This window comes from Candidatus Parakkermansia intestinigallinarum (assembly GCF_944389695.1).
GTDB classification, from domain to species: domain Bacteria; phylum Verrucomicrobiota; class Verrucomicrobiia; order Verrucomicrobiales; family Akkermansiaceae; genus Akkermansia; species Akkermansia intestinigallinarum.
The window spans coordinates 83,344-106,078 of sequence record NZ_CALXNG010000007.1 but is presented as its reverse complement, the minus strand read 5'-3'; the positions used below and the strand labels follow the sequence as shown (position 1 = coordinate 106,078).

The following is a 22,735-nucleotide window of genomic DNA, read 5'->3' as shown; positions in this document are numbered from 1 at the left end:
GGTCGCGCGGCGGTGGAGTCGGCGCAGGTGGGTGTGTTTGGCGTGGAGTTGGGCGCGGGTGTGTCGGTGCCGCTGGGCGAGGGCTGCGGTTCCGTGTTCGCGGATGTGAGTGCGGAGTTTTACCGCGAGTACAGTTCGGTGGATGCGTCGGTGGGTTACCGCTTGCGCTTCTGAGGGCTGAAAGTTGGTGTGCGTTTTTCTCTGTTGCCGGGGGGAAGGGGCCTTGTGCTCCTTCCCCCTGATTGTTTTGCCGAGGCGTTATTTGCTTGTCTGTTGCGGGGGGCTGTGGCATGATGCCTTCGTGCGTTGTTGGCGCACTTGTTGAGATGATGCGTTTGAGTGTGGAGATAAGGCCTTACGCTGTTGCGGATTTGCCGGCGTTGTGCTCTTTGTTTTATCAGACGGTGCATGCGGTGAATGCCCGTGATTATTCGCCGGAGCAGTTGCAGGTCTGGGCGCCTGAGCTGCCGGACCTGCGGCGCTGGAATGCTTCGCTGCTGGCGCATCGGTCTTATGTGGCTGTGTATGAGGGGTGCTTGGTGGGCTTTGGCGATATAAGTCCGGAGGGGTATTTGGATCGCTTGTATGTGCACAAGGATTATCAGGGCCGGGGTGTTGGGTCGGCTTTGTGCGATGTGCTGGAGTCTTGTGTGTCGGCCGGGTGTTTGACGGTTCATGCGTCGCTGACGGCGCGGGGATTTTTTGAGCGGCGCGGTTACGAGCTTGTTTGTGAGCGGGAGGTGGTGTTGCGCGGGGTGTCGCTGAGGAATTTTTTGATGAGAAGGTGCCGCGAGGGGAAGGGCTGAGGACGGGGACGTCGGACGGCGGGGGCTTGTTGCGTTTCGGCGCGTTTTCCTTTGGTGTTCGGCGCAGGTGCGGAATGTGTTTGACGCGGGCTGTGTCTTTTGCTAGGATGCAGGTGCTTCTTTGTTTTTGTATGTCTACGGGTGTTCATCGCTGTGTTTTGGTGACGGGTGGCGCGGGTTTCATCGGGTCGCATGTGGTGCGGCGTTTTGTGCTGCAACATCCCGATTGGTGTGTGGTGAATTTGGATAAGCTGACTTACGCCGGCAATTTGGATAATCTCCGGGATGTGGAGCATGCGCCGAATTATCGTTTTGTGCGGGCTGATGTTGCGGATTTTGAGGCGCTGCGCTCGATTTTTGCCGAGTATGGCGTTGATGGTGTGGTTCATCTGGCGGCTGAGAGTCATGTGGATCGTTCGATACGGGACCCTTTTGTTTTTGCCCGTACGAATGTGATGGGGACGCTCAGTTTGCTGGAGGCGGCTCGCGAGGCGTGGCGGGGGGACTGGGGCGGGCGGCTTTTTCTGCATGTTTCGACGGATGAGGTTTACGGGACGCTGGGGTATGAGGGGGCGGCGTTTACGGAGTTGTCGCGCTATGAGCCTCACAGTCCCTATGCTGCGTCGAAGGCTTCTTCGGATCATTTTGTGCGGGCTTACCACGATACGTACGGTATGCCGACGCTGGTGACGAATTGTTCGAATAATTACGGGCCTTATCAGTTCCCGGAGAAGTTGATTCCGCTCTTTATCAATAATATTCGCTTGGGGCGGCCGCTGCCGATTTACGGCCGCGGTGAGAATGTGCGCGATTGGCTTTATGTGGAGGATCATGCGCGCGCGCTGGAGTTGGTTTTTCTCCGGGGACGCCCCGGTGAGTCATACAATATCGGCGGGTTTAATGAGTGGCGCAATATTGATTTGGTGCGCTTGCTGGTTGAGACGACGAATCGTTTGCTGGGGCGTGCGCCCGGTTTCAGCGAGGGGTTGATTTCATTTGTGACGGATCGGGCGGGGCACGATTTGCGTTATGCGATGGATTCGTCGAAGCTGGGTCGGGAGTTGGGCTGGCAGCCTTCGGTGCCTTTTGCCGAGGGGCTGGAGAGGACGGTGCGCTGGTATCTGGAGCATCAGGAGTGGGTGGATCGCGTGACTTCGGGTGAGTACGCGCGATATTATGAGGAGATGTACGGCGGGCGCTGAGGTGGGCGGGGCAGCGTGGGCGGGGCGGCTTTTGCCTGTCGCGGAGGGGTGCGCGGGTGAGGTTGCTGCGGCGGCGCGGCATAAAAAGCCCCCGCTGTCGCCGAGGGGCGAGGCAGCGGGGGATGATGGGGGGGTGTTGGCGGACGCGGTCAGTCGTCGATTTCCTCCGTGGTGACGGTTTCTTCGTCGTATTCGTCCGGGCTTGTTTCTTCGTCGGCGGGGGCGTCATCCATGGGCTCAAGGGCGGGGGTCGGCCGGATGTCGACGGTGGGCAGGGGCATTTCCGAGCCTTTGAAGCTGATGTTCAGGGTGAGTTTCCCGTCTCGGTCACAGAGGGTTCCGGTGACGCTTTCTGCCGTTTCGCTGAGGTCTCCGAGCAGGTAGCCGATGGTGGAGACCATGTTGTTGTCGATCGCCGTCAGCAGCTCGCCGAGTGCTCCCGGTTTGAAGGTGAAGACGGCTCCGCTGTAGGCGTCGATGCCGGTGACGTCGGTCGTGAGGGCTGCGGCGCTCTCGTCATGGCTGCTGAGGACGAATTTTTGGCCGTCGAGTTTGCCGGTGAGGGTGAGCTCGGGTGTGACTTGCCAGCGGATGGCTTTGCTGAGGTCAAAATCCTGCCCGGTGATCTGCTTGCAGATGCGGGAGAAGGCGGGGGCGTCTAGGATGTTGAGGCTGAGGGCGGCGGCGGGTGCGCCTGCCTGTGTCATGCCGATGAGGCTGAAGCCTTCGCTCATGGTGCCGATGGCTGAGGCGATGTTTTGGTCAAGGCCTTCCGAGTTGATGCTCATCGGGCCGGCGGCGACATAGAGGAAGGTGTCGTCTTGTTCGGCTGCCTTCGGCAGGTTCAGCTGCGCGGGGCGGAAGTTGATGCCTTTGAGGCCGAAGTTGATGCGGACTTGGCCATCGCGGCCCTGATCCGTGAGGCCGATGGAGAGGTCTTCGCAGGAGAGCAGGTTGAAGAGGCCGGAGGCGAGGCGGAGCATGTCGGTTGCTTCTTCCGTGCTTTCCGTTTGATCGTAGAGGGTCGCGACGCTGTTTATCTCTCGGCTGAGGGAGGCGAGTGTGTCTTTGCTCATCTGCAAGGCGGCGGCGCAATGGCCGTCGGGCAGGGAGTTTTGAACGATCGAGTCGCTGAGGCGTGAGTCGGCGATGCCGGTGGGCCACTGCATCCGGGTCGGATCGGTGCAGATGCAGATGCGGATGACCTTGCCTTCGACACGGTAGCAGATGTGGATGCGCACGCCCTCAAACATGGGGCGCATCCATTGGCGCATCTTCTCACTTTCTCCGCCTGAAACGGCTTCGCCGTAGAGGTCTATGGCCAGATCTTTCCAGCCGTCGGGGCGTTCTTCCAGACTGACGGATTGCTTGGCGAGCATGACCATGCCTTCTTCAAAGTCTGCAACGGCGATTTCAGCTCGATCTCCTTCCAGCACGGTGGCTATGTAGATGGGCTCGATGCTCAGGGGGGCGGCGCTAGCGATCAGTTGGCGGAGGTTCTCTTCCATCGCTTGGATCACGGCTTTTTCCTGCTCGTTATCCGGATTCGAGAAGGCCAATTCCTCCATGAGGAAGGTGAAGTGGGCGTACTCGAGGAGCGTGCCGAGGTCGCCCGCGGTGCCGATGGCGACGGAGCCGGCGGATTGGATGATGTAGTTGTGGTCTCCGAGCTTGATGGTAAAGGAGGCGCTGAGCTTTGAGGGAAGCAGGGCAAGGGCGGGCATTCGTTCCGCGAGTTGCTCTGCGGTGGCGGCCGAGGCGCTGTTTTGCTGCGTGGCTTTGATGTTGTCCTGCAAGGGGGTGGCGGCCGGTTGCTGGGCGTAGACGGGGCTCGTCGCGATGGCTAGGGTCAGTAGGGCTGTACGGATGTTCATGGTGTTTTGTTGTTGGGATGTTGCAAGTGAGGTGCCGCCTTTGTCGGGCGGCTTGGCCATTCTACCTCATGTCGTTCCGTTGTGTCAATGATATTTGTGAGCGGGTCGGCCGCCCGAACCGAGGCCGGGGCGGTCGGGGCGGATGCGGGCGGGCGCACGCGGGAGGACGGGCGGATGCGGGTAGTCGGGCGGCTGCGGGGGCTTCAGGCTTGCTCGGCTCGGCGGCGACGGGCGGCGCGGCGGAGGAGTTGCCGACGGGTGATGAGGGCGATGACGCCGAGGGCGCAGAGGGCGCTGAACCAGTCTCCCCAGCGGGCGTAGAGGGTGATGCGGCCGCTGAGGTCTACGGGGAGTTCAGCGTAGCTGTAGCCGGCGGTCCATGGGCGGCCGTCGTCGCGGCGCAGTTCGTCGATGGGGGCTCCGTTGGGAGCGAGGCAGCAGGTGACGCCCATGTTGGCGGCTCGCACCATGGGGCGGCGCAGTTCGATGCAGCGGAAGGCGGCGGCTCGGGCCTGCTGTTCGCCGCAGGAGGAGTTGCGGAACCAGGCGTCGTTGGTGACGTTGACGATGACTTGGGCTTCGGGGCGCACGAATTGGGTCAGCAGGTCGCCGACGGTGTCTTCGTAGCAGACGGCGGGGATGATGCTGACGCTTTGCTCGCTGCCGGGCAGGGGGACGCTGATGGGGGCGGTGTTGCTGCCGGGGCGGATGCCGTCGCCGACTTGGGTGCCGGTGAGGGCGGAGTAGGCGCTGCCGATCCATTCGATGGTGGTGACCAAGGGGATGTATTCGCCGAAGGGCATGAGGTGCTGCTTGGCGGTGGTGCGGGCGCTTTCCAGCCCGTCGGGCATGATGAGGAGGGAGTTGTACATGCCGGCGGGGCGCAGGTGGCGCCCGTCGCTCATGGGGATGTCTCTCGGGCTGCTGCCGTCGCTTTCTTCCAGCAGGATTTCGTCGCCGCCGGCGAGGAGAACGAAGGGGGCTGCCCCGAGTTCTTCAGCCAGTTGTCGCCTCAGGCCGGGCAGGCCGTTTTCGCCGAGCAGGCGACGGGTGTTGAGGGCGTCGGGCAGCAGGCGGTCGCGGGAGACGTCGCGCCAGAGGTGGTCGGGCAGGGCGCTTTCCGGCCAGATGACCCAGAGGGGCAGGCGGGGGCTGAAGGCGTAGTCTTGGTTTTGGCGGGCACGGTCGACGGCGCGTTTGATGATGTCTCGGTAGGCGCTGCCTGTCAGGTTGATGTATTGTTCGTGGATTTTTTGCCGGAAGGCGGGGTCGTCGGCCATGCTCATTTTTTCGACTTGGTCGAGGTTGATTTGCACGGCCAGAACGGGGAGCATGAGGCAGCGGTCGGGGGCGCCGTTTTGCTCGGCTTTTTGTTGTGCGGCAAGCAGGCCGCTGACGGAGTTGTGACGCGCCATGAGCAGACCGCCGAGGAAGAGGACGAAGAGGGCGATGACGGTGGCGTAGAAGTCCCACGGGCGGTTGACGCGGCCGATGCCGCGCTGGTGCAGGTAGGCGCGCCGGGCGGCGCTCCGGATGATGATGCCGGTGGCGGCGGGTATGATGGACAGTCCGCTGACGCCGATGTATTCGGCCCACTGGGCGAAGGCGAGGCCGTCGTAGAGGCCGCTGCCGAGGCTGTTCCAGCTGAAGCCGAGGCAGAGGTAGTGGGCGCGCAGCCATTCGATGCAGACCCAGAGGGCGCCTAGGGCTAGGGCGCTGATGACGCTGCTGCGCGTGTCGGCGGCAGCCCAGCGGCTCCATGCTTCTTTGCGCTGTTCGTGCGAGGCGTTGCTGAGGTCTTGCTCGGGGCCTTTGCTGAGTGTCGGGCGCAGCAGGGTGCCGGCGATGCCGGCCCAGAGGGCGGGCAGCAGGGCGTAGAGCGCCATGAGGGGCAGGAAGGCGATGAGGGTGAAGAAGGTTTTGTTGAGGGCGGGCAGCAGGTCGGGGTTGTCGGCGAGCAGGGCGGGCATGTCTGCCGTGCTCCCGAAGCTGTTGTTGAGCAGGGGGAAGACTTGGCTGACTTCGGTGATCCACCAGAAGCTGACACAGTACCAGCCCATGCCGTAGAGCCAGCCCGCGCGGAAGCTCGGCCAGAATTTGGCGGGGCCCGTCCAGATGACGCTCAGGAGGGGGATGAGGGCAAACCAGACCAGAATGCTGTAGTCGTAGGGAGGGAAGGCAAGGGCGGTGAGGATGCCGCCGCCGAGGCAGAGCAGGCGCCGTTGCCAACGCCGGGATTTGGCGGCCGGGGGCGGCGCTGAGGGGGCCGGTGTGGGGGGCGCCGAGGGGCTGTTGTCGGAGGGGGAGGGGGCGTTGCCGCTTGCGGCCTCGGAGGAGGCGGGGGCTTGGGCTGTGGGGTCGGCGTTCATGCAGGGGCGGGGGCTTAGTCTTCCGTCAGTTCACTTGGGGTGACGGCGGCGGGGGCGATGGTGATGAGGCCGAGCTCGGTGGCGCGGTCTTGCCCGTCGGGTTGCACTTCGAGGCGCAGTGTCCAGAGTTTGAGGTCGTCGCGGATTTGCATTTCGCGCAGGTCGGCTTCGGTCGGCAGTCCGGCGGCGATGCTGATGACGGCTTTTTGTCCGGAGGCGTCGATGCCGGGGTCGTGTTTTTCTTCAAGGCTGCCGTCGCGGTAGCGCAGGACGATGAGGTCGCTGTAGCGGTTGCCGGCGCTGTTGCAGAAGGAGGCGTAGATGCGCCCGCTGCCCTCGGCTTCTTCCAAGTTGATGACGGCGGCGGGGACGTAGGCGGTGGAGTCGAAGTTGCCGCGCCGGCGCAGCAGGGGCTGGTCTTCTGCGGGGATCCAGCCGACGCGCACGTCGTCGATGGTGACGCCCGCTGCCTGCCACGGGAAGGGGGTGTGCATGTCTCTCCCCTCGCCGCGCATGTTGGTGTTGAGGGCGAGCAGGATGTTCAGGATGATGGCGGTGACGGCGACGGCTATCAGGGCTATGAGTGCTCGGCGGCGCAGTGTTCCGGCGGGTTTCGACGGGGCGGGCTCAGTTTCCGTTTCGTTTTGCACGTCGGTATTTTTACCCGAAAAAAGCTCTGTTGCAATAAAAAATGATTGCATTCCCGCCAAAATGAGCGAAAATACCTCGGGGAAGCATTACACCCCCCACATACACGCCATGGCCGATATCGACGAAAAGACAGAAAAGAATGTTCCCGGTAAGTTCTACGTTGACAGCAGCTGCATCGACTGCGATCTTTGCCGTGAGACGGCTCCCGATTTCTTCGCACGCGACGATGACGAAGGTGTCTCCTTCGTGCAGAAGCAGCCGGTGAGCGATGAGGAAGTTGCTCTTTGCCAGGAGGCTCTCGAGGGCTGCCCCGTGCAGGCTATCGGTGACGACGGCGAGTAAGGCGCAACGCGATTCATTTGAAACGGCCCGGGGGCCTTGCGCCTCCGGGCTCTTTTTTTGACTGATGCCGCCCCGTCGTCGAAAGGCGGATGCCTCGCGCGTTGAGGCCGATGCTCGTGCGCCGCTGCCGCCCGCACCGCCTGCGGCGCGCCGTTTCCGCATGGTGCGCTTCGAGGATGGTTCCGAGCGCGCCGTGCGCTGTGAGAGTCTGAAGCGCCGTTTCAACGGGCGTGCTTTGTCGGATTTTTACGGGGTGCCGCCGCGCTTGTCGCTTCGCGCCAATATGCGTTCCGTTGATTCCGTGCTCGGCGAGTTGCTCAGCGGGATGAATCTCAAGGTGGCGGAGTTGGCGCCCGAGCTTTTGGAAGAGGCTTGGCTGCGTGCGGCCGGTCCGGTGCTGGGGCCTCAGGCTGAGCTGGTGTCGGTGGTGAAGGGGGTGGCGACGCTGCGCACGATGCATCCTCTTGTGCACCGCGAGATTCTGACCTTGCGGCAGGTGCTCGTTCAGGCGCTCAACCGCGAGCTGGGCGAAGGGTCGGTTCGCAGTATTCGCGTGCGTTTCGGCTGAGGAGGCTGCGGCCGATGCCTCAGTCTCGACAAGCAAGCACCCCTCGCCGCTGCAAGATGTGAGCGGCGAGGGGTGCTGTGTTTTGTTTCGCGGTGTGAGCCTCAGCTCGCCTGCGTTCCGCGGAGCATGGAGGCCGCCATCAGGTTGCCTCGCTTGGCTGCGTGCTGCAGAACGGTCATGGCTTTATCCGTATCTTTGTCGATGAGTTTGCCGTCGATGAAGCACATGGCCAGCACAAACATGGCGACGTGGTCGCCGCTTTGAGCCGCTGCTTCAAGACGCCCGATGTCGTCTCGGCTTCGCGTCTGCGCGAAGTAGATGCGAGCCAGTTGGTTCTGGGCCTCGGCGTGCCCGGCAAAGGCGGCGCGGCGGAGGTGTTCGGCTCCCTCGCCGGCTCGCCCTTCGCGGAAGGCTTTGGCTCCGAGCTCGTACTCGGTCTCAGAATCGTCTTTCATGATGATGCGAGGCCTGTCACACGCCTGAGCCGGGGGTGGCCACGGCGTCTCCCGCAGGAGCTTCGGGCTCTTTGGCGTCAGATTTGAAGCGGTCGCGCAGGCTTTCCGGCGTTTCGTGCGTCACTTCCAGCGCGCTGACTTCGCCTTGGAAGGAGGGCGCGAGCATTTGCAGCGGCAGGATGAAGGTCGGCTTGAGCTTCTTGTTGCCGCCCTTGAAGGCCTTCATGGTGAGGCCTTCGGCCTTCTTGCCGTCGATGATCAGCTCGGTGCTGCCGGGCTTGCCGATGAGTTCCAGTGTCACTTCCTTGCCGACGGGCAGTTCGCAGTCCCAGTAGAACTCGATGGAGTCGTTGCGCTTGAAGCCCACTTTGCCCTCTTTGTTCACCGCCAGGAATTGCCCGTCCCGCGAGCTGAGCAGCACCTGCTTGCGGCCCTTGGGGGCTTTCTTGAGCGTCAGCTTCATCGTCAGGTGGTAGTTCGGGCCGACGGAGCCGAGGTCGAGCTTCTTGGCGCCCTGAACTTTCTGATCGAGCTTGAAGCTGGGCCAGGGCTGGAGTTTGTAGGGGTTCGTTCCCGGCGCGACGCCGAGTTTGGCGATCATGGCTTTGTGTTGCTCAAAGCTGACCGGGTTTTGCTCGGTGCCCCACATCTTCTGGCTGAGGATGTCAGCGGAGTCGCTGAACATGCCCCAGATGTCGTAGGGGGCGTAGCCGTTGTGCCGCATGTCCGTCATGTCATTCCAGATGGCGAAGGTGGCGCCCAGAAGCTTCGGGTGCCCGGCCGGCAGGGTTTCTCCGCCGATGACGTTGGGCTTCCAGTTGTTGTAGGTTTGTTTCGGGCGGAGATCCATGCGGTAGTAGTCGGCAAAGGGCACGATGTAGAGGGCGCCGTCATTGGTGTTGATGACGTCGAAGCCGTCATTGACCGAGTCCCAAGCCTTGGCCCAGCCGCTGCTCCAGAGGTTGAGCTGCACGCCCTCGGCTTGGACGGGAGTCTTGCCGGGTTTGTGGTTGAGGCTGCCCCAGACGCGCGGCGTGTAGCCGCGGCTGATGACGAACTTCACGAGGCCGTCCATGTATTTGCGGTAGTCCTCATTGGCGCCGTAGAACTCGTCCGCACCGATGTGCACCGTGCAGCCTTCGAAGACGGCCGTACCGATCTTTTTATCGGGTTTGAGGTATTCATCCCAGACCTTGCCGACGAACTTCAGGGCTTCGGGGTTAGAGGCATCGAGCATTTCGCAGCGGCGCTTCGGGTTGCTCATCGGGCCCTGATAAATGAGGTCGGGCCGCGTGCGCGTGAACGAGAGGGCGTGGCCCGGGGTGTCGAACTCGGGCACGATGTTGACGCCGCGCGCCCGTGCGAATTCGATCAGGGCGCGGAATTCTTTCTTGCTGTAGCTGAGGTCGCGCGAGGTGATGGGGCGCCCGTCGCGGCTCTTCATCCGAGACTCGAGGCGGAAGCCGTCATAGCTCTCGACGAAGGGATCCTTGCCGGCATCCACGTAGTTCTCGTGGAAGATGTAGTTGTCGTTGAGATGCAGGTGCAAGTCGTTCATCTTGTACCAAGCCATCGTGCGCACGACGTCGAAGAGGTAGTCCATCGGAATCGGGACGCGACCGACGTCGAGCATGAAGCCGCGCAGGCCGTAGCGGGGGAAGTCGATGGCCGTGCCGCAGGGCAGTTCTCCGTCGTGGAGTTGCAGAATCTGGACGAGCGAGCGCGTTCCCCAGTAGAGGGCTTGCTCGGTGCAGGCGGTGATGGTGACGCCGTTGTGCGAGATCTTGAGGATGTAACCTTCGTCGCCCAAGTTGTAGGCGGAGTCCTTCACCAAGTTGAGCTTCACGAGGGTGGTGGCGTCGCTTCCGGCCTCACCCGCTGCGCGTCGGCTGTTCAGTTCGTCCTGAATTTCCTTGATCGGCAGGGTCTTGATGCCCTTGCCGTCCGCCGTCACTTCGATGCGTCCGGGTTTCAGCGTGCCCTTGCCGCCCTTCCATTCGAGCAGGGCCGGAATGGTTTGCGGCTTCGGGTTCAGCCCTTCTTCCGCTGCCTTTTCCGGCCGGATGGTCAGGCCGTAGTCTTTGCTGACGGCGGTTTTGCCGTCTTTGGTCACTTTGAAGCTGATGTTGACGGGGGTGTCGGAAATGACGGGGCTGATTTTGCCTTTGTCGGTGATAATCTGTTCATAGTCAGCGCCGAGGATGGTTACTTCGGCTCCGGGCGCCTCCGGCACCGGAAACTGCGTGGCTCCGGGCTTCAGATCAGGCATTCTGAGATTATCCGCAACTTCTTTGGCACTTTGGGCAAAGAGTGTGCCCGCGCCGCACGCGGCTATCATCATGAGTGTGGTTGTTCTCATGCAACTATGTTACCAAATCCACCCCTCGGGTCAAGGTAAAAGAGCGCCGCTGCGCCGAGTATGTCAGAATCGCGCGCAGCGGCTGCAAGCTTCGGGGAGGAAGTGCGGGGAGGTCGGCTCTAGCTCAGCTCAATCCAGGGAAGTCGGTTGGCGGCGGGTGCACAGCGCACTTCTGCGGGGAGTCCCAGTTCGGCGACGGTGTGCTGCATGTTGCTCAGCGCGAGTTGCGGCGTGTTGCACTCTTCGCTGAGGTGCGCGAGCACGATGTGCCGAAGTCCCTCGTGAGCAATGTCTCGCACGAAGTCGCTTGCCTGACTGTTGGAGAGGTGCCCCCAGCGTCCGGCAATGCGGTCGATGAGCATGCGGGGACGCTGCGACTGCTTCAGCATGTCGGGATCGTAGTTTGACTCGAGGTAGAGCGCATCGACGCCCCGGAGCAGTTCGCGCATTTCGCGCATGATGCGTCCGGTATCGGTGACGTAGCCGAGGCGCTTCTCTCCGCTTTCGAAGAGGAAGCCCACCGGGTCAATGGCATCGTGGCTCGTGCAGAAGGCGGTTACGGTGATGTCCCCGATCTGAACGGGCTGCCCCGGCTCCAGACAGGTGAAGGGGGAATGAGGCGCCACGCCGAGCAACTCTTGCCGCATGTGGCGCGTGCAGAAAATAGGCAGGGGTCCGCGTTTGACCAGCACGCCCAGACCGCAGATGTGATCGTGGTGTTCGTGGGTGAGGCAAAGCCCGGCGAGCTTCGGCAACTCAAGGCCGCATTCCTTGAGCCCGGTGCGTATGCGCGTGGCGCTGATGCCCGCATCGACCAGCAGCGACGTTTTGCCGCTGCTGATCACCGTGGCGTTGCCCTTGCTGCTCGACGCCAAAACCGAAAATCGCAGCATGCCTGCCGTCTCCCTTACTTCTGGTTCACCTGCGGATTGAGATACTTGGCCGGCGTGACGTCTTCGGGGCGCAGCTCGCTGAGCTTTTTGCCCTTGTAATACCCCGTCGTCGAGCGAAGGAAGTCGGCCACCTGCTGCACCTGCTTCGCGGTGACGGGCGTTTCGGACTGCGTCTTGAACATGATGCGCACCGCCTCTTCGAGCGATGCCACCGTGCCCGTGTGGAAGTACGGAGCCGTCAGCTCGACGTTGCGCAGCGTGGGCACGCGGAAGAGGTCGCGGTGGTTCTCCTGCTTCGTGAAGTCCATGCGTCCGAAGGCGCCTTCCTTGTAGTCGGCCGGCGCCGCTTCGGCGCGCAGGTCGCCGAAGGTGTTGATGTATTCGAAGCTGTGGCCGCCCATGGCCGAGCCGCCGTGGCAGGTCGCGCAGCCGTGCGCCAGGAAGAGCTTCCAGCCTTCCTTCTGGTCATCCGTCAGCGCTTTGTCGTTGCCCATGAGGTAGTCGTCAAAGGCCGAGAAGGGCGTCACGAGCGTCTCTTCGAAGGCGGCGATGGCCTCGGTGATGGTCTCGGCCGTCATGCCGCGCTCGCCGAACACGAGCGCAAAGCGGGCGACCAGATCGGGATCCTGCTGCAATTTAGCGATGATGGCGTTCCAATCTTCGGGTTTGGCGTAGCCCATCTCGACCGGGTTGAGGGGAGGACCGCCGGCTTGCTCCTGAAGGTCGCGAGCGCGGCCGTCCCAGAACTGGCAGATGTGGCCCGAGGCGTTGAACACCGTCGGTGCGTTGACGCCGCCGAGCTGCGGTTTGCCGTCCGCTCCGGGGACGCCTTCCGACTTCGCCTTGTTATCCGTGCCGCCCTTGGTGAGGTCGTGGCAGGAGGAGCAGGAGACGGTGTTTGTCGTGGAGAGTCGGCCGTCGTAGAAGAGCAGGCTGCCGAGCTCTATCTTCGCTGCCTGTTCGGCGGAGGGAGTTTCGGCAGGCATAATGGGCCCGATGTAGGGATTTTCCCCTTCTTCGGGCATGGCGAAGGCCTTGCGGAGCACGGCGACGTCCCGCGGCGTCAGGCGGCTGCCCCAGTGAATGGCCGAATACGAGGTGGGCGGCATGTGGCGCCGCTCCAGCGTTCTGTTTAGCTTGAAGAGGTCGACGGCGTCGCGGCGGATGCTGCTGTCGCCTTCCATGAGCCATGCGCGCCGGGCACCCGTGACGTGGCGCTCCATCATGCCGAAGGTGAGGTGATTGAGGTCGCTGTTGTAAGCGGCATTCGGTCCGTGGCAGCTCGCGCACTTGTCCTGCAGAATCTGTTCGGCTTCCTGTTTGGCGTCTTGCTGAGACAAGCGCGAGATGCGCAGGTCTTCCGCCGACGGGGAGGTCAGCATGACGGAGAAGGCGGACACCACGGCCGCTGCGCCGCAAACCCCTACAAAGGCAGTCGCGTACGTGAGAAAGGAGGAGCGATTGTTGTTCATGACAATGGGAAAGGCTCGCTCATCCTAGCATGCGGGGCGGAGAAACTCAAGCCCAAACCGCCGTGAAAACGGCTTCCAAACGACAAAAGGGCGGAGATGTTGGTGCGTTATTCCGCATCGGCGAGCGCTCGTCGCATCAGGTCCGTATCGGGAAGTCGGCCGAACCAATGTTCGTACGAGAGGGCGCCCTGCCAGAGGAGCATGCCGAGCCCGTTGGCGGTGAGGCAGCCGCGAGCTTCGGCAGCCCGGCGCAGGGGGGTGTCGTGCGGCACGATGTCGCAGACGTACTGCCCGGGACGCAGCAGGGACGGATCCAAGGGCAGGGCGTCGCCTTCGCGCAGCCCGAGGCTCGTGGCGTTGACGATCAGCTCGGCTTCGGCCACTCGGTCGGCGAGAGCCGGATCGCCGAAGCAGGCGCAGCGGACGACGCCGCGCGTCAGCGGAGCGAGGCGCTCTGCCGCCACGCCCAGCTCCGGCCGAGGGCGGTTCACGATAGTCAGCGCCGGGCAGCCTTCGAGGGCGCACTGGCATGCCAGAGCCGAGCCCGCTCCGCCGCAGGCGCCGAGAATGAGGACGCGAAGCGAGGCGAGCGGGCGCGCCGTCTCCTCCTGAATCGCTCGCGAGAAGCCCGGGCCGTCGGTGTTGAAGCCTTCCCAGCTCCCGTCCTCGCGCCGTCGAAGGGTGTTGACGGCACCGCACAGTGCCGCCAGCGCATCCGTCGAGGCGCAGGCTTCGTATGCCTGCTTTTTGAAGGGAACCGTCACGTTGGCGCCGATGAAGCGCAGATCGGCGAGAAGGCGCAGCAGCGCGGCGAAGTCTCCCTCTCCGGTGCCGCAGAGCAGGCGCACGTAGCGCAGCGCGCGGCCGTCTGCATCGAGAGCGGCCTGTTGCATCTGAGGGGAACGCGAATGGGCAATCGGGTTGCCGATGACGCCGAGCCGTATCGGAGCGGCGGCATCTCGGCAGGCTTTTTCCAGCTCGTCAGGGCAGAGAAACGGATTCATGGTCGTCTGCGGAAATCAGTTTTACGCGAAAATCTCCCTGCTGATCGATACGGACTTCGATGTCGATGCCGTTTTCGCGGCAGAGGTTGAGGATGATTTCCAAATCGTAACAAGATTCGGAGAAGCGCTCATCCCACGCTCCTGCGTGCCGCATGGCTCGCGCGAAGCGGCGGTCGTGCTCGCACAGGGCAATGGCAATCTTCCATTCCGTGAGCGAGAGGCTTCCGTCGCCGTTGAGGTCGAATTGCTCGATGAGAGCCTGCTCGCGGGCGCGGTAGAGCAGCATGCCGTCCGCCTTGATCTTGAGGATCTCCGGCGGATCGAGTTTGCCGTTGCCGTTGGCGTCGTAGGTTTCGATGATCAGGTGCTGCGCCATGAAGGCCACCGGAATGCTCGAGCGCGGCAGGTCGGACGCTCGGGGCAGAGCCCGGGCTGTCGTATCGGGGGCGGCTTCCTGCCGCTGGGCGGTTTCGCCCGCGAGCCTAGCCTTTTGTCGCACGGTGGGTTTCGGTGCGGTGGCGGGCTCGACTTCATTGGCCGGCTTGCAGGCCAGAAAGAGGCTCAGGCGGCGTGATTCCGTTGCCTGAAGTTTTTCGCCGCCGCTCGCATCGTCGGCGGAGAGGAGGAGGCAGGCAAGTTTCTCCTGCTTGACCCGCGCGTCTCGTTTCAGCTTGGCGAGTTCCTGCTCATCAAGTTTGCCGTCGCGATTCAGATCATAGTTCTCGATGAGAAGTTTGCGAACGACGAGGCAGCAGGCAATCTGCTCGCGCCCCATGTCGTTCGGGCGACGGGGAGCTGCTGCGAGCTGCTGTCCCTCGTCGGCGGCTTCTCGGTTCGCATGCAGCTGCTGGGCGCTGAGGCCATCCGGAGCACTCTCGCTTCCTTTGTTGAGCCCCTCGTGTGCGGTGAACAACGGGGCCATAGAGGAGCAAAGCAGAAGAGGAGCAGAGAGATACAACATCAGCCTCATGACGAAAAGAACCCCGCGCAGCGCGCGGGGTTCTTGAAAAGATTGCGCCAAGTGCAAATCTTTACTTTTTATTCTCGGGAGAGCCGCTCTTCGAGATGTTCGCGGCAATCGAACGCTTGTCAACCTTGATCACCACGTTCGGCGCAAGTTCGAGGCGCACGGCATCCTGCATCACTTCGCGGATGATGCCGTAGAGACCGCCCGCCGTGATGACCTTGTCGCCCTCCTTCAGGCTGTCCTGACGCTCCTGCATCTCCTTCTGCTGCTTCTTCTGCGGACGAATGATCAGGAAGTAGAAGATGACGGCAATCAGGATGAAAGGCAGCAGCATGTCAAAGAGGCTGCCCCCTTCCTGCTGCTGATCCGCAGGGGGGACATCGTTGACGGGCTGCGTCGTCACGGCCTGCGTCTCATTGCCGGTCGGCGGAGTGCCGGCGGCCGGAGCGGCGTCTGTTGCCGGGGCGGGAGCAGGAGCCGGAGCGGCGTCTGTTGCCGGGGCGGGAGCAGGAGCCGGAGCGGGGGCGGGAGTCGGAGCGGGGGCAGGGGCGGGAGCGTCGGCTGCGGGAGCGGCCTGAGCGAGGATAACGGAGTTGTTCATTGTATGTTGTTGGCTTGGTAGCGCGCGATGAAGCTGCGCTTGAACGCAGCGAATTGACCGACCTCAATGGCGCTTCGCGCTTGCGCCATGAGTCGAAGATAGAAGTGAAGATTCTGAAACGAGAGCACGCGCAGGGCGATCATCTCTCCGGCTCGGAAGAAATGCCTGAGAGCCGCGCGCGTGAAGCGCGTCACATGCGGATGCCCCTCCGGATCCAGAGGGCTTGTGTCGGCCTTCCAGCGCTCATTTTTGATGTGAATCGGGCCGTCCGGCGTCAGCGCAACGCCGTGGCGTGCGAGGCGCGTCGGCATCACGCAGTCGAACATGTCAACCCCGCGCTCGATCATCTCGAGCAGCTGCACCGGCGTGCCGAGCCCCATGGCGTAGCGGGCTTTGTCCTGCGGCAGCCAAGGAGTGCTGTGCTCAATGGCTCGCAGCATTTCTTCCTCGGGCTCGCCCACGGACACACCGCCGATCGCGTAGCCGTCGAAGTCCATCGCGACCAGTTCTTCGGCGCAGCGGCGGCGCAAATCGGCGAATACCGAGCCCTGCACGATGCCGAAGTGCTGCTGAAGACCGTTGCCGCTGCGCGGTTGATGTTCGTCGATCCAGTTTTTGCAGCGGCGAGCCCAGCGCAGCGTCAGCTCCAGAGACTTCTCGGCGTAGCGCCGATCGCAGGGGTAGGGCGGGCACTCATCAAAAAGCATCGCAATATCGCTGCCGAGATTCGCCTGAATCTCCATGCTTTTCTCCGGGCTGAGCATCATGTAGGCGCCGTCGATGTGGTTGCAGAAGCGCACGCCCTCCTCCGTGATTTTGCGCAGCCTCGCCAAGCTCCACACCTGAAAGCCGCCTGAATCCGTCAGCATCGGGCGCTGCCAGCCCGCGAAGCGGTGCAGACCGCCCAGATCGCGGATGGCTTCATCCCCCGGGCGCAGGCAGAGGTGGTAGGTGTTGCCCAGAATGATTTGAGCCCCCAGCGCCTCAAGCTCGTCCGGATGCAGCGTTTTGACCGTTCCCTGCGTGCCCACGGGCATGAAAATCGGCGTCTGCACGTCGCCGTGAGGCAGGTGCAGGACACCTCGGCGCGCGCCGCTCGGGTCGGTATGAAGAAGCTCAAAGGACATGGCGGTCAGCTATTCGGCAGCTCGCAGCGGCGAAACTCGGCGGCGTAAATCGGCTTGCCCATCGCCTCCCACTGCTGTTGAAAATCCGTCTTGGGGTAAAAGGGCGCACTCCACTCGACCCGCTTGAAGAGCGGAGAGGCCTCCATGCGCTCGCAGACCCACTCGAAGTAGCCCTCGTGATCCGTCTTGAAGAGAAAGGAGCCGTCGACGGTGAGAGCCCGATGCAAGACGGGGATGAAATCCTCCTGCACAAGGCGGTTCTTGTGGTGCTTCTCCTTGGGCCAGGGATCGGGAAAGAGGTAGTGCAGCCGACTGACGGAGCCCGGCTCGATGAACCATTCGAGAAAGTAGCGGCTCTCGATGCGCAGCACGCGCAGGTTGTCCAGTTCGCGTTTTTGTGCATCGCGGCACACTTTGCGAACGCGACCGAGCAAGCGCTCAATGCCGAGGAAGCGGCGCTCGGGGTAGTGCTCGGCCATGGCGAGCAGAAAGCCGCCGTCACCGCAGCCGAGGTCGACCTCGCAGCTTTCGCCGTCGCCGAAGATATCGCTGACCCGATGTCGGCGAAAATAGTCATCCGGTACGTACGCGCTGTTCATGCGCGGGCATTCTATCTCACCTTGAGCAGAAAGTCAAAGACGAAATGCGGCATGACGAGTCAGCGGCCGCGTGCGGGGTGCCAAGCGGCGCGGGACGAGGGACGCGAGACGCGGAGCTCTTCCGGCCGCTGTGCCCTGCTGCTGTGCCCTGCTGCTGCGCCCGGCCGCTGCACACTACTGCGCGACTGAGGCTTGACAGGCGGGGGTGCGTCGGGCTAAGATTCGCCCCGATGCGGCCATGCTCCGCACGCTTGCAGACCTTTTCGACGCTATGGAAACCCTCAGTGACCAACTTTATCAAAGTCGGCTCGCGGCGCTGCGCGCCTGCCGACCGCTCGTTCATTGCATCACCAATGACGTGGTGCAGGAGATGACGGCCAACGTCTTGCTGGCCGCCGGCGCATCGCCCGCCATGATTGTCGCGCCGGAGGAGGCCGCGGATTTTGCGGCCGTGGCTTCGGTTGTGCTGATCAACGTCGGCACGCTGCGCGCGGATCTGGTGCGCGCGATGCGACTCGCCATCGAGTCGGCGAAGGCGCACGACAAGCCTTGGGTGCTCGACCCCGTCGCCGCCGGGCTGCTGCCCTGGCGCGATGCCCAACTGGCCGAGCTGTTGCGCTTCGGCCCGGCGGCCATCCGCGGCAACGGCTCGGAGATTCGCGCTCTCGCCGGACTGGGCAGCGGCGGCAAGGGGGTCGACAGCACGGAGGGTAGTGAGGCGGCTCTCGAGGCGGCGGGGCATTTGGCGCGCCTGCACGGCTGCGTCGTCTGCGTTACGGGTGCGACGGATTTCATCACGGACGGTGAACGCGTCTTGTCCGTCGGCGGAGGTTCGGAGACGGCCACGCGCGTGGTGGGTACGGGCTGCTCTCTCTCCGCTCTCGCGGCGGCCTTCATCGCCGCTTCGCCCGGGCAGAGGACGGAGGCCGTTGCGGCGGCCTGCATGATGGCCAAGAAAGCGGCGGAGGCCGCGGCCGCTCAGGCGCAGGGACCGGGCAGTTTCCGCACGGCCTACATCGATGCACTGAGTCGCTGATGATGAATGGGAACGGATGGTGAACGGATGGTGGGCGGATGGTGGGCGGATGGTGGGCGGACGCGATGGCGAGAGAAGCCGGACGTCGCCGAACGATTCAGGCAGGTGTATGAGAAACCCTGATTATTTGTCGCTCTACCTCGTGCTCGACCCCGAGCTCTGCGGCGGTGAGCGAGGGATGGTGGAGACGGCGCGGCTTGCGGTGGCCGGGGGCGCGAGCTGCGTGCAGCTGCGGGCTCCTCAGTGGGAGAAAAGTCGTTGGCTGAGCTGCGGACGCGCCCTCAAGGAGCTGCTGGCGCCGCTCGGCGTGCCGCTCATTGTCAATGACCATGCCGATGTGTGTCTCGCGCTCGATGCCGACGGGCTGCACATCGGGCAGCAGGATTTGCCCGCGGCTGAGGCGCGAGCTCTCATCGGTCCGCACCGTTTGCTCGGCCTTTCCGTCTCCTCAGAGCAGGAGATGAGGGCCGTGGACGCCTCGCTTGTTGACTACGTCGGCGTCGGCCCCGTTTTCGCGACGCCGACCAAGGCGGATGCCGCCCCGGCCATGGGATGGGTCGGCCTCGCGCGGGCACTGGCCGTCAAGCCCTGTCCGGCCGTGGCCATCGGCGGTATCAAGCTGCCGATGCTGCCGCAGATCGCGGCTTCGGGGGCGGACGGCGCAGCCGTTGTCAGTGCCGTCTGCGGGCAGCCGGATCCTCGCGCGGCCGCCGCTGAGCTTCGCCGCTGTTGGGATGCTGCCCGGCAGCAGCCGGGCACGTGAGAGCTCGAACAGCCGAGCACTTGAGCGCTTGGGGTAGGGCGGACTCCCCGTCGCGTCGGCCTCCGCTCCTTGTCAAGCTTGGCGTGCGGGGGGCCAAGGCGGAAACTCGGGCTGCTCTATTGCTGTTTTTCGCCGCAGAAGAGCGCGCGCCGGAGCGTGTCGGAACCGTAAAAGTCCTTGGCTTCCAAGTCGCTCGTCTGTTCGTCGATCTGCATCAGGAAGCGTCTGGTATCGTCGATGGCCTCGCGGACGTACGGGTTCTCGACACCGCCCTCCGCCAGCTCCGAGCATCCCAGTAGCTTGTCAAAGACGTCGGAGAGAGAGTCGTTGAGCTTTTCGAGTTCGTCGGCTGCCGCATCGGCCGAGGCGCGGTCGGTGACGCCCCTGAGCGTGGCGGATGTCGAGGACAAAAGCATGTTGAACTCCGTGAGCAACATGGTGGCTTCCGTGAGGACGTCGTAGTCGCCGTTGGCTTCGGCTTCGGCTTCGGGGAGAGCGTCGGCTTCGGGGAGGGCGGCGGATTCGGCGGCAGGGCCGGCGCCGTGCGGTGCAATCGGGCTTTCATCGGCAAGTGCAACGGCACAGGTGAGCAGGCAGCAGAGAAGGGGATTTTTCATGTCGGCAAAGGTCGGCTGGGACAACGCGAGACTAACACGTCCGCAGCAGCCTGTCAAACATGAAGAGTCTCGCTCCGGCGAAATTTTGTTGCTCGGGGCGTCGGATCGCGCAGCTTCGTGTTTTTTCTTTTTCACGCAAAATTTTAGTTGACGGAATCGCGGGGCCGCATTACAATCGGGTTGGCTCGCTGGGCCGGGTGGCTTGGCGGCAAAAGAAACAAGAACACATCCTTATACATATGGCTAAATACGCTATTAACGGTTTCGGTCGCATTGGTCGCAACGTGCTCCGCGCCATGTCCCAGACCGAGCTTGAGAAGGTTGTTGCCATCCACGACCTTACCCCCATCGAGACTACCGCTCACCTGCTTAAGTACGACTCCACGCAGGGCAAGTTCAACGGCACTGTTGAAATCGACGGCGACAACCTGATCGTCAACGGTCACGCCATCAAGATTCTCGGCGGTATGCTGGGCCCCGATCAGCTTCCCTGGGCTGAGCTCGGCGTCGACGTCGTCCTCGAGTCCACCGGTCTCTTCACGGATCGCGCCAAGGCTGAGGGTCACATCAAGGCCGGTGCCAAGAAGGTTCTCATCTCCGCTCCCGCCAAGAACCCCGACCTCACCTTCTGCATCGGCATCAACGATCAGGAGTACGATCCCGCCAAGCACAACATCGTGTCCAACGCTTCCTGCACCACGAACTGCCTCAGCCCGATGGTGAAGGTTCTCAACGACAAGTTCGGTATCGAGAAGGGCATGATGAGCACCATCCACTCCTACACGAACGACCAGCGCATCCTCGACCTGCCCCACAAGGATCCCCGCCGTATGCGCTCGGCCGCTATCAACATCATCCCCACCACGACCGGCGCTGCCAAGGCCATCGGTGAGGTGATTCCCCAGCTCAAGGGCCTGCTCAACGGCGCTTCCTTCCGCGTGCCGACCCCGACGGGCTCTCTGACCGACTTCGTGGCCATCCTCAAGAAGGATGTGACCGTCGAGGAGGTCAACGCCGCCATGAAGGAGGCTGCCGAGGGTCCGCTCAAGGGCATCCTCGAGTACTCCGAGGAGGCTCTCGTGCTTCAGGACATCGTCTCCAACCCGCACTCCTGCATCTTCGACTCCGGCTTCACCTACGTGGTCGGCGGCAACATGGTCAAGGTTTGCGGCTGGTACGACAACGAATGGGGTTACTCCAACCGCGCTGCCGAGGCTATGAAGAAGCTGGGCGATTCCATCGCCTAAGTTCTTCCTCAGCTAGCGTAGCTGCATGACTTTGTGCGGAGGGATGCTTCGGCATCCCTCTGCTTTCTTTTGTGATGAGGGAGGAGGGAGCGTGCGGAGGCCCAACAAGCTGACATTCGCGCGGCTCGTTCTTGGGGGCGGGGGAAGGCAGGGGCAAAAGCTGCCGGAGTTCGCGGAGGATAGCGCTTGACTTGACGGCGGCACTGTGCGATATTGGGCGCATGGTGAAATGCCTGATGACTGTTCTGGTTGCCTGCGTGGGCTTTGCGCCGCTGGCTGAGTATGCTCCTGCTGCCGTTGATCGCGTAGCCCTCAAAGAGGCAAAGGAATGGGTGAAGAATGACATGAAGCAGCTCCGCTCTGCTCTGTCGATCCTCAAGCGCGTGAAGGACGAGAAGTCCGCTGAAAAGGCCGGTAAGGCCTTGCAAAAGCTCTACGATAAGCCTGCGGGCAAGTCGACGGCCATGGGGGATGAGGCTCCGCCCGAGCGCCCCTCCGGTGAGGAGATGACGCAGGTTATGGAGAAGAATAAGCGCTCTTTTGAGAAGCTGCAGGCCGAGATCGAGGAGCAGATTCAGCGCATCGAGGAGCTCCATATCGACAACGCTTCCCTCGGTACCGGCATTGATATGGTGACGGAGCAGATCGCGGAGTTGGCACAGTGATTTATTGGGACAACAACGCGACGACGCCTCTTGCACCCGAGGTGCTGGAGGCGATGATGCCCTACCTGCGCGACGAGTTTTTCAACCCCTCGTCCGCAAGTCGGCCGGCGCGTCGCGTGCGCCGCGCCGTGGAGGAGGCTCGCGAGAAGGTGGCGGCTCTGGTCGGGGCGTCTCCCTCAGAGATTGTGTTTACGTCGGGCGGGACGGAGGCCACGAACGCCGCTCTGGCGCAGTTCCGTTCGGTGATCAAGCTCGCCACGGAGCATCCCGCGACGCTGCGAACCGGCAGCGGGGCTTTTTGCCCGGTCTTGAGTACGGGGCAGGCGGATACCGAGGCTTGGTGCCGGATGCTGCCCGGCTGCGACGGTGCGAGCTTCGCTTGGGCCAATCACGAGACGGGAGTGGTGCAGCCTGTGGGCGAACTGGCCGAGGCCGCACGTGCGGCAGGCGTGCGCCTTCATCTCGACCTCGTTCAGGCGGCCGGCAAGCTGCCGATTGATATCCATGCGCTGCGGGCGGACTTTGCGTCGCTTTCGGCGCACAAGCTTCATGGCCCCAAGGGCATCGGAGCTTTGTACATTCGCAGCGGGGCCGAGTTTGCGCCGACGCACACGGGCGGAGCTCAGGAGGATTACCGCCGTGCCGGGACGGAAAACGTGCCCGGCATTATCGGCTTCGGCAAGGCCGCCGAGCTGGCCATGGAGGCGCGCGACACCTATGCGGCTCTGGCATCGCTGCGCGACCGTTTTGAACAACGGCTGCGCGAGGACGGCTTGGAGCCCGTGATCAACGGAGCCGCGGCACCGCGCCTGCCGCATGTGAGCAATCTGCGCATCCCCGGGCTCAAGGCCGAGGCTCTTTCGCTGCTGCTTGAGGCCGATGGGCTGATCTGCTCGACGGGCTCCGCCTGCACGAGTTCCGAGCCTCACCCCAGCCACGTGCTGCTCGCGATGGGGCTGACGGATGCCCAAGTGCGCGAATCGCTGCGATTCTCGCTCAGTCGCTACACGACGGCAGACGAGGTGGAGGCCGCGGCCGATGTGATGCAGGCCGCCGCGCGGAAGCTGCGCTCGGTGCAGTCGAGCGTGACCGGGCCCGTCATGGTTTATCGCTGAGCA

Annotated in this window: 22 protein-coding genes; 9 read left to right on the top strand and 13 right to left on the bottom strand. The window is 63.2% G+C overall.

From position 1 onward, the window contains the following. The first annotated feature begins 326 nt into the window (after positions 1 to 326). Both AC6UAL_RS03555 and rfbB read left to right on the top strand, forming a co-directional pair. Positions 327 to 806 carry a GNAT family N-acetyltransferase gene (locus tag AC6UAL_RS03555; protein WP_500681985.1) on the top strand — a complete coding sequence of 160 codons (480 nt, stop codon included), beginning with the start codon at positions 327 to 329 and terminating at the stop codon, positions 804 to 806. 131 nt (positions 807 to 937) lie between these two features. Next, a complete protein-coding gene (gene rfbB, locus AC6UAL_RS03550; RefSeq protein WP_500681984.1) occupies positions 938 to 2,008 on the top strand; it encodes a dTDP-glucose 4,6-dehydratase in 1,071 nt (356 codons plus the stop codon). Positions 2,009 to 2,157: 149 nt separating this feature from the next. Here rfbB and AC6UAL_RS03545 read toward each other — a convergent pair whose 3' ends face one another. The 3 genes from AC6UAL_RS03545 to AC6UAL_RS03535 all read right to left on the bottom strand — a co-directional run bounded on the left by AC6UAL_RS03545 (position 2,158) and on the right by AC6UAL_RS03535 (position 6,901). After that, the gene (locus AC6UAL_RS03545) at positions 2,158 to 3,882 is read right to left on the bottom strand and encodes a hypothetical protein (protein WP_500681983.1); all 1,725 of its coding nucleotides are present in this window, start codon (positions 3,880 to 3,882) and stop codon (positions 2,158 to 2,160) included. 203 nt (positions 3,883 to 4,085) lie between these two features. Continuing rightward, positions 4,086 to 6,251 carry an apolipoprotein N-acyltransferase gene (gene lnt, locus AC6UAL_RS03540; protein ID WP_500681982.1) on the bottom strand — a complete coding sequence of 722 codons (2,166 nt, stop codon included), beginning with the start codon at positions 6,249 to 6,251 and terminating at the stop codon, positions 4,086 to 4,088. A 14-nt stretch (positions 6,252 to 6,265) separates the two neighbouring features. Beyond that, complete coding sequence (locus AC6UAL_RS03535; protein WP_500681981.1) at positions 6,266 to 6,901, bottom strand: hypothetical protein; 636 nt, start codon at positions 6,899 to 6,901, stop codon at positions 6,266 to 6,268. Positions 6,902 to 7,010: 109 nt separating this feature from the next. Between AC6UAL_RS03535 and AC6UAL_RS03530 the strand changes: the two genes are divergently transcribed. Both AC6UAL_RS03530 and AC6UAL_RS03525 read left to right on the top strand, forming a co-directional pair. After that, on the top strand, positions 7,011 to 7,244 hold the full coding sequence (locus AC6UAL_RS03530; protein ID WP_500681990.1) for a ferredoxin: 234 nt from the start codon (positions 7,011 to 7,013) through the stop codon (positions 7,242 to 7,244). Between the two features lie 64 nt (positions 7,245 to 7,308). Next, entirely contained in the window at positions 7,309 to 7,812 is a 504-nt protein-coding gene (locus AC6UAL_RS03525) for a DciA family protein (protein WP_500681980.1), read from the top strand. A gap of 101 nt (positions 7,813 to 7,913) precedes the next feature. Here AC6UAL_RS03525 and AC6UAL_RS03520 read toward each other — a convergent pair whose 3' ends face one another. The 9 genes from AC6UAL_RS03520 to trmB form a co-directional block, all read right to left on the bottom strand. Next, on the bottom strand, positions 7,914 to 8,267 hold the full coding sequence (locus tag AC6UAL_RS03520; RefSeq protein ID WP_500681979.1) for an SEL1-like repeat protein: 354 nt from the start codon (positions 8,265 to 8,267) through the stop codon (positions 7,914 to 7,916). A 16-nt stretch (positions 8,268 to 8,283) separates the two neighbouring features. Continuing rightward, complete coding sequence (locus AC6UAL_RS03515; RefSeq protein ID WP_500681978.1) at positions 8,284 to 10,626, bottom strand: beta-N-acetylhexosaminidase; 2,343 nt, start codon at positions 10,624 to 10,626, stop codon at positions 8,284 to 8,286. A gap of 119 nt (positions 10,627 to 10,745) precedes the next feature. After that, positions 10,746 to 11,519: an MBL fold metallo-hydrolase gene (locus AC6UAL_RS03510; RefSeq protein ID WP_500681977.1), complete on the bottom strand. Its 774-nt coding sequence runs from the start codon at positions 11,517 to 11,519 to the stop codon at positions 10,746 to 10,748. Positions 11,520 to 11,533: 14 nt separating this feature from the next. Continuing rightward, entirely contained in the window at positions 11,534 to 12,991 is a 1,458-nt protein-coding gene (locus tag AC6UAL_RS03505) for a cytochrome c peroxidase (RefSeq protein ID WP_500681976.1), read from the bottom strand. Positions 12,992 to 13,098: 107 nt separating this feature from the next. After that, complete coding sequence (locus AC6UAL_RS03500; RefSeq protein WP_500681975.1) at positions 13,099 to 13,995, bottom strand: shikimate dehydrogenase family protein; 897 nt, start codon at positions 13,993 to 13,995, stop codon at positions 13,099 to 13,101. Continuing rightward, positions 13,973 to 14,917 (bottom strand): EF-hand domain-containing protein, encoded by a 945-nt coding sequence (locus tag AC6UAL_RS03495; protein WP_500681974.1) that lies wholly within the window; start codon positions 14,915 to 14,917, stop codon positions 13,973 to 13,975. Before AC6UAL_RS03495 ends, AC6UAL_RS03500 begins: the two co-directional genes overlap by 23 nt. A 109-nt stretch (positions 14,918 to 15,026) precedes the next feature. Then, complete coding sequence (gene yajC / locus AC6UAL_RS03490) at positions 15,027 to 15,563, bottom strand: preprotein translocase subunit YajC (protein WP_500681973.1); 537 nt, start codon at positions 15,561 to 15,563, stop codon at positions 15,027 to 15,029. Next, complete coding sequence (gene tgt / locus AC6UAL_RS03485) at positions 15,560 to 16,690, bottom strand: tRNA guanosine(34) transglycosylase Tgt (RefSeq protein ID WP_500681972.1); 1,131 nt, start codon at positions 16,688 to 16,690, stop codon at positions 15,560 to 15,562. The genes yajC and tgt overlap by 4 nt, the downstream gene beginning before the upstream one ends. 5 nt (positions 16,691 to 16,695) lie before the next feature. Next, positions 16,696 to 17,289: a tRNA (guanosine(46)-N7)-methyltransferase TrmB gene (gene trmB, locus AC6UAL_RS03480; RefSeq protein ID WP_500681971.1), complete on the bottom strand. Its 594-nt coding sequence runs from the start codon at positions 17,287 to 17,289 to the stop codon at positions 16,696 to 16,698. A 271-nt stretch (positions 17,290 to 17,560) separates the two neighbouring features. On the opposite strand from trmB, the gene thiM reads away from it, so the two are divergent. Both thiM and thiE read left to right on the top strand, forming a co-directional pair. Next, positions 17,561 to 18,325 (top strand): hydroxyethylthiazole kinase, encoded by a 765-nt coding sequence (gene thiM, locus AC6UAL_RS03475; protein ID WP_500681970.1) that lies wholly within the window; start codon positions 17,561 to 17,563, stop codon positions 18,323 to 18,325. Positions 18,326 to 18,434: 109 nt separating this feature from the next. Beyond that, the gene (gene thiE, locus AC6UAL_RS03470; protein WP_500681969.1) at positions 18,435 to 19,088 is read left to right on the top strand and encodes a thiamine phosphate synthase; all 654 of its coding nucleotides are present in this window, start codon (positions 18,435 to 18,437) and stop codon (positions 19,086 to 19,088) included. A gap of 116 nt (positions 19,089 to 19,204) precedes the next feature. On the opposite strand, the gene AC6UAL_RS03465 is transcribed toward thiE, so the two are convergent. Then, on the bottom strand, positions 19,205 to 19,705 hold the full coding sequence (locus AC6UAL_RS03465; RefSeq protein WP_500681968.1) for a hypothetical protein: 501 nt from the start codon (positions 19,703 to 19,705) through the stop codon (positions 19,205 to 19,207). Between the two features lie 239 nt (positions 19,706 to 19,944). Between AC6UAL_RS03465 and gap the strand changes: the two genes are divergently transcribed. The 3 genes from gap to AC6UAL_RS03450 all read left to right on the top strand — a co-directional run bounded on the left by gap (position 19,945) and on the right by AC6UAL_RS03450 (position 22,732). Further along, positions 19,945 to 20,952 carry a type I glyceraldehyde-3-phosphate dehydrogenase gene (gap, locus tag AC6UAL_RS03460; RefSeq protein WP_500681967.1) on the top strand — a complete coding sequence of 336 codons (1,008 nt, stop codon included), beginning with the start codon at positions 19,945 to 19,947 and terminating at the stop codon, positions 20,950 to 20,952. A 221-nt stretch (positions 20,953 to 21,173) separates the two neighbouring features. Further along, the gene (locus tag AC6UAL_RS03455; RefSeq protein WP_500681966.1) at positions 21,174 to 21,617 is read left to right on the top strand and encodes a hypothetical protein; all 444 of its coding nucleotides are present in this window, start codon (positions 21,174 to 21,176) and stop codon (positions 21,615 to 21,617) included. Beyond that, complete coding sequence (locus AC6UAL_RS03450) at positions 21,614 to 22,732, top strand: cysteine desulfurase family protein (protein WP_500681965.1); 1,119 nt, start codon at positions 21,614 to 21,616, stop codon at positions 22,730 to 22,732. Before AC6UAL_RS03455 ends, AC6UAL_RS03450 begins: the two co-directional genes overlap by 4 nt. Positions 22,733 to 22,735 lie beyond the last annotated feature (3 nt).

What these genes read in the sequence shown, in the direction of transcription:
- AC6UAL_RS03455 (WP_500681966.1), top strand. Translation starts at nt 21,174, where the DNA reads ATGGTGAAATGCCTGATGACTGTTCTGGTTGCCTGCGTGGGCTTTGCG.
- AC6UAL_RS03530 (WP_500681990.1), top strand. Translation starts at nt 7,011, where the DNA reads ATGGCCGATATCGACGAAAAGACAGAAAAGAATGTTCCCGGTAAGTTC.
- tgt (WP_500681972.1), bottom strand. Translation starts at nt 16,690, where the DNA reads ATGTCCTTTGAGCTTCTTCATACCGACCCGAGCGGCGCGCGCCGAGGT.
- AC6UAL_RS03515 (WP_500681978.1), bottom strand. Translation starts at nt 10,626, where the DNA reads ATGAGAACAACCACACTCATGATGATAGCCGCGTGCGGCGCGGGCACA.
- rfbB (WP_500681984.1), top strand. Translation starts at nt 938, where the DNA reads ATGTCTACGGGTGTTCATCGCTGTGTTTTGGTGACGGGTGGCGCGGGT.
- thiM (WP_500681970.1), top strand. Translation starts at nt 17,561, where the DNA reads ATGGAAACCCTCAGTGACCAACTTTATCAAAGTCGGCTCGCGGCGCTG.
- AC6UAL_RS03555 (WP_500681985.1), top strand. Translation starts at nt 327, where the DNA reads ATGATGCGTTTGAGTGTGGAGATAAGGCCTTACGCTGTTGCGGATTTG.
- AC6UAL_RS03500 (WP_500681975.1), bottom strand. Translation starts at nt 13,995, where the DNA reads ATGAATCCGTTTCTCTGCCCTGACGAGCTGGAAAAAGCCTGCCGAGAT.
- AC6UAL_RS03505 (WP_500681976.1), bottom strand. Translation starts at nt 12,991, where the DNA reads ATGAACAACAATCGCTCCTCCTTTCTCACGTACGCGACTGCCTTTGTA.
- AC6UAL_RS03495 (WP_500681974.1), bottom strand. Translation starts at nt 14,917, where the DNA reads ATGGCCCCGTTGTTCACCGCACACGAGGGGCTCAACAAAGGAAGCGAG.
- thiE (WP_500681969.1), top strand. Translation starts at nt 18,435, where the DNA reads ATGAGAAACCCTGATTATTTGTCGCTCTACCTCGTGCTCGACCCCGAG.
- trmB (WP_500681971.1), bottom strand. Translation starts at nt 17,289, where the DNA reads ATGAACAGCGCGTACGTACCGGATGACTATTTTCGCCGACATCGGGTC.
- lnt (WP_500681982.1), bottom strand. Translation starts at nt 6,251, where the DNA reads ATGAACGCCGACCCCACAGCCCAAGCCCCCGCCTCCTCCGAGGCCGCA.
- gap (WP_500681967.1), top strand. Translation starts at nt 19,945, where the DNA reads ATGGCTAAATACGCTATTAACGGTTTCGGTCGCATTGGTCGCAACGTG.
- yajC (WP_500681973.1), bottom strand. Translation starts at nt 15,563, where the DNA reads ATGAACAACTCCGTTATCCTCGCTCAGGCCGCTCCCGCAGCCGACGCT.
- AC6UAL_RS03520 (WP_500681979.1), bottom strand. Translation starts at nt 8,267, where the DNA reads ATGAAAGACGATTCTGAGACCGAGTACGAGCTCGGAGCCAAAGCCTTC.
- AC6UAL_RS03545 (WP_500681983.1), bottom strand. Translation starts at nt 3,882, where the DNA reads ATGAACATCCGTACAGCCCTACTGACCCTAGCCATCGCGACGAGCCCC.
- AC6UAL_RS03510 (WP_500681977.1), bottom strand. Translation starts at nt 11,519, where the DNA reads ATGCTGCGATTTTCGGTTTTGGCGTCGAGCAGCAAGGGCAACGCCACG.
- AC6UAL_RS03465 (WP_500681968.1), bottom strand. Translation starts at nt 19,705, where the DNA reads ATGAAAAATCCCCTTCTCTGCTGCCTGCTCACCTGTGCCGTTGCACTT.
- AC6UAL_RS03525 (WP_500681980.1), top strand. Translation starts at nt 7,309, where the DNA reads ATGCCGCCCCGTCGTCGAAAGGCGGATGCCTCGCGCGTTGAGGCCGAT.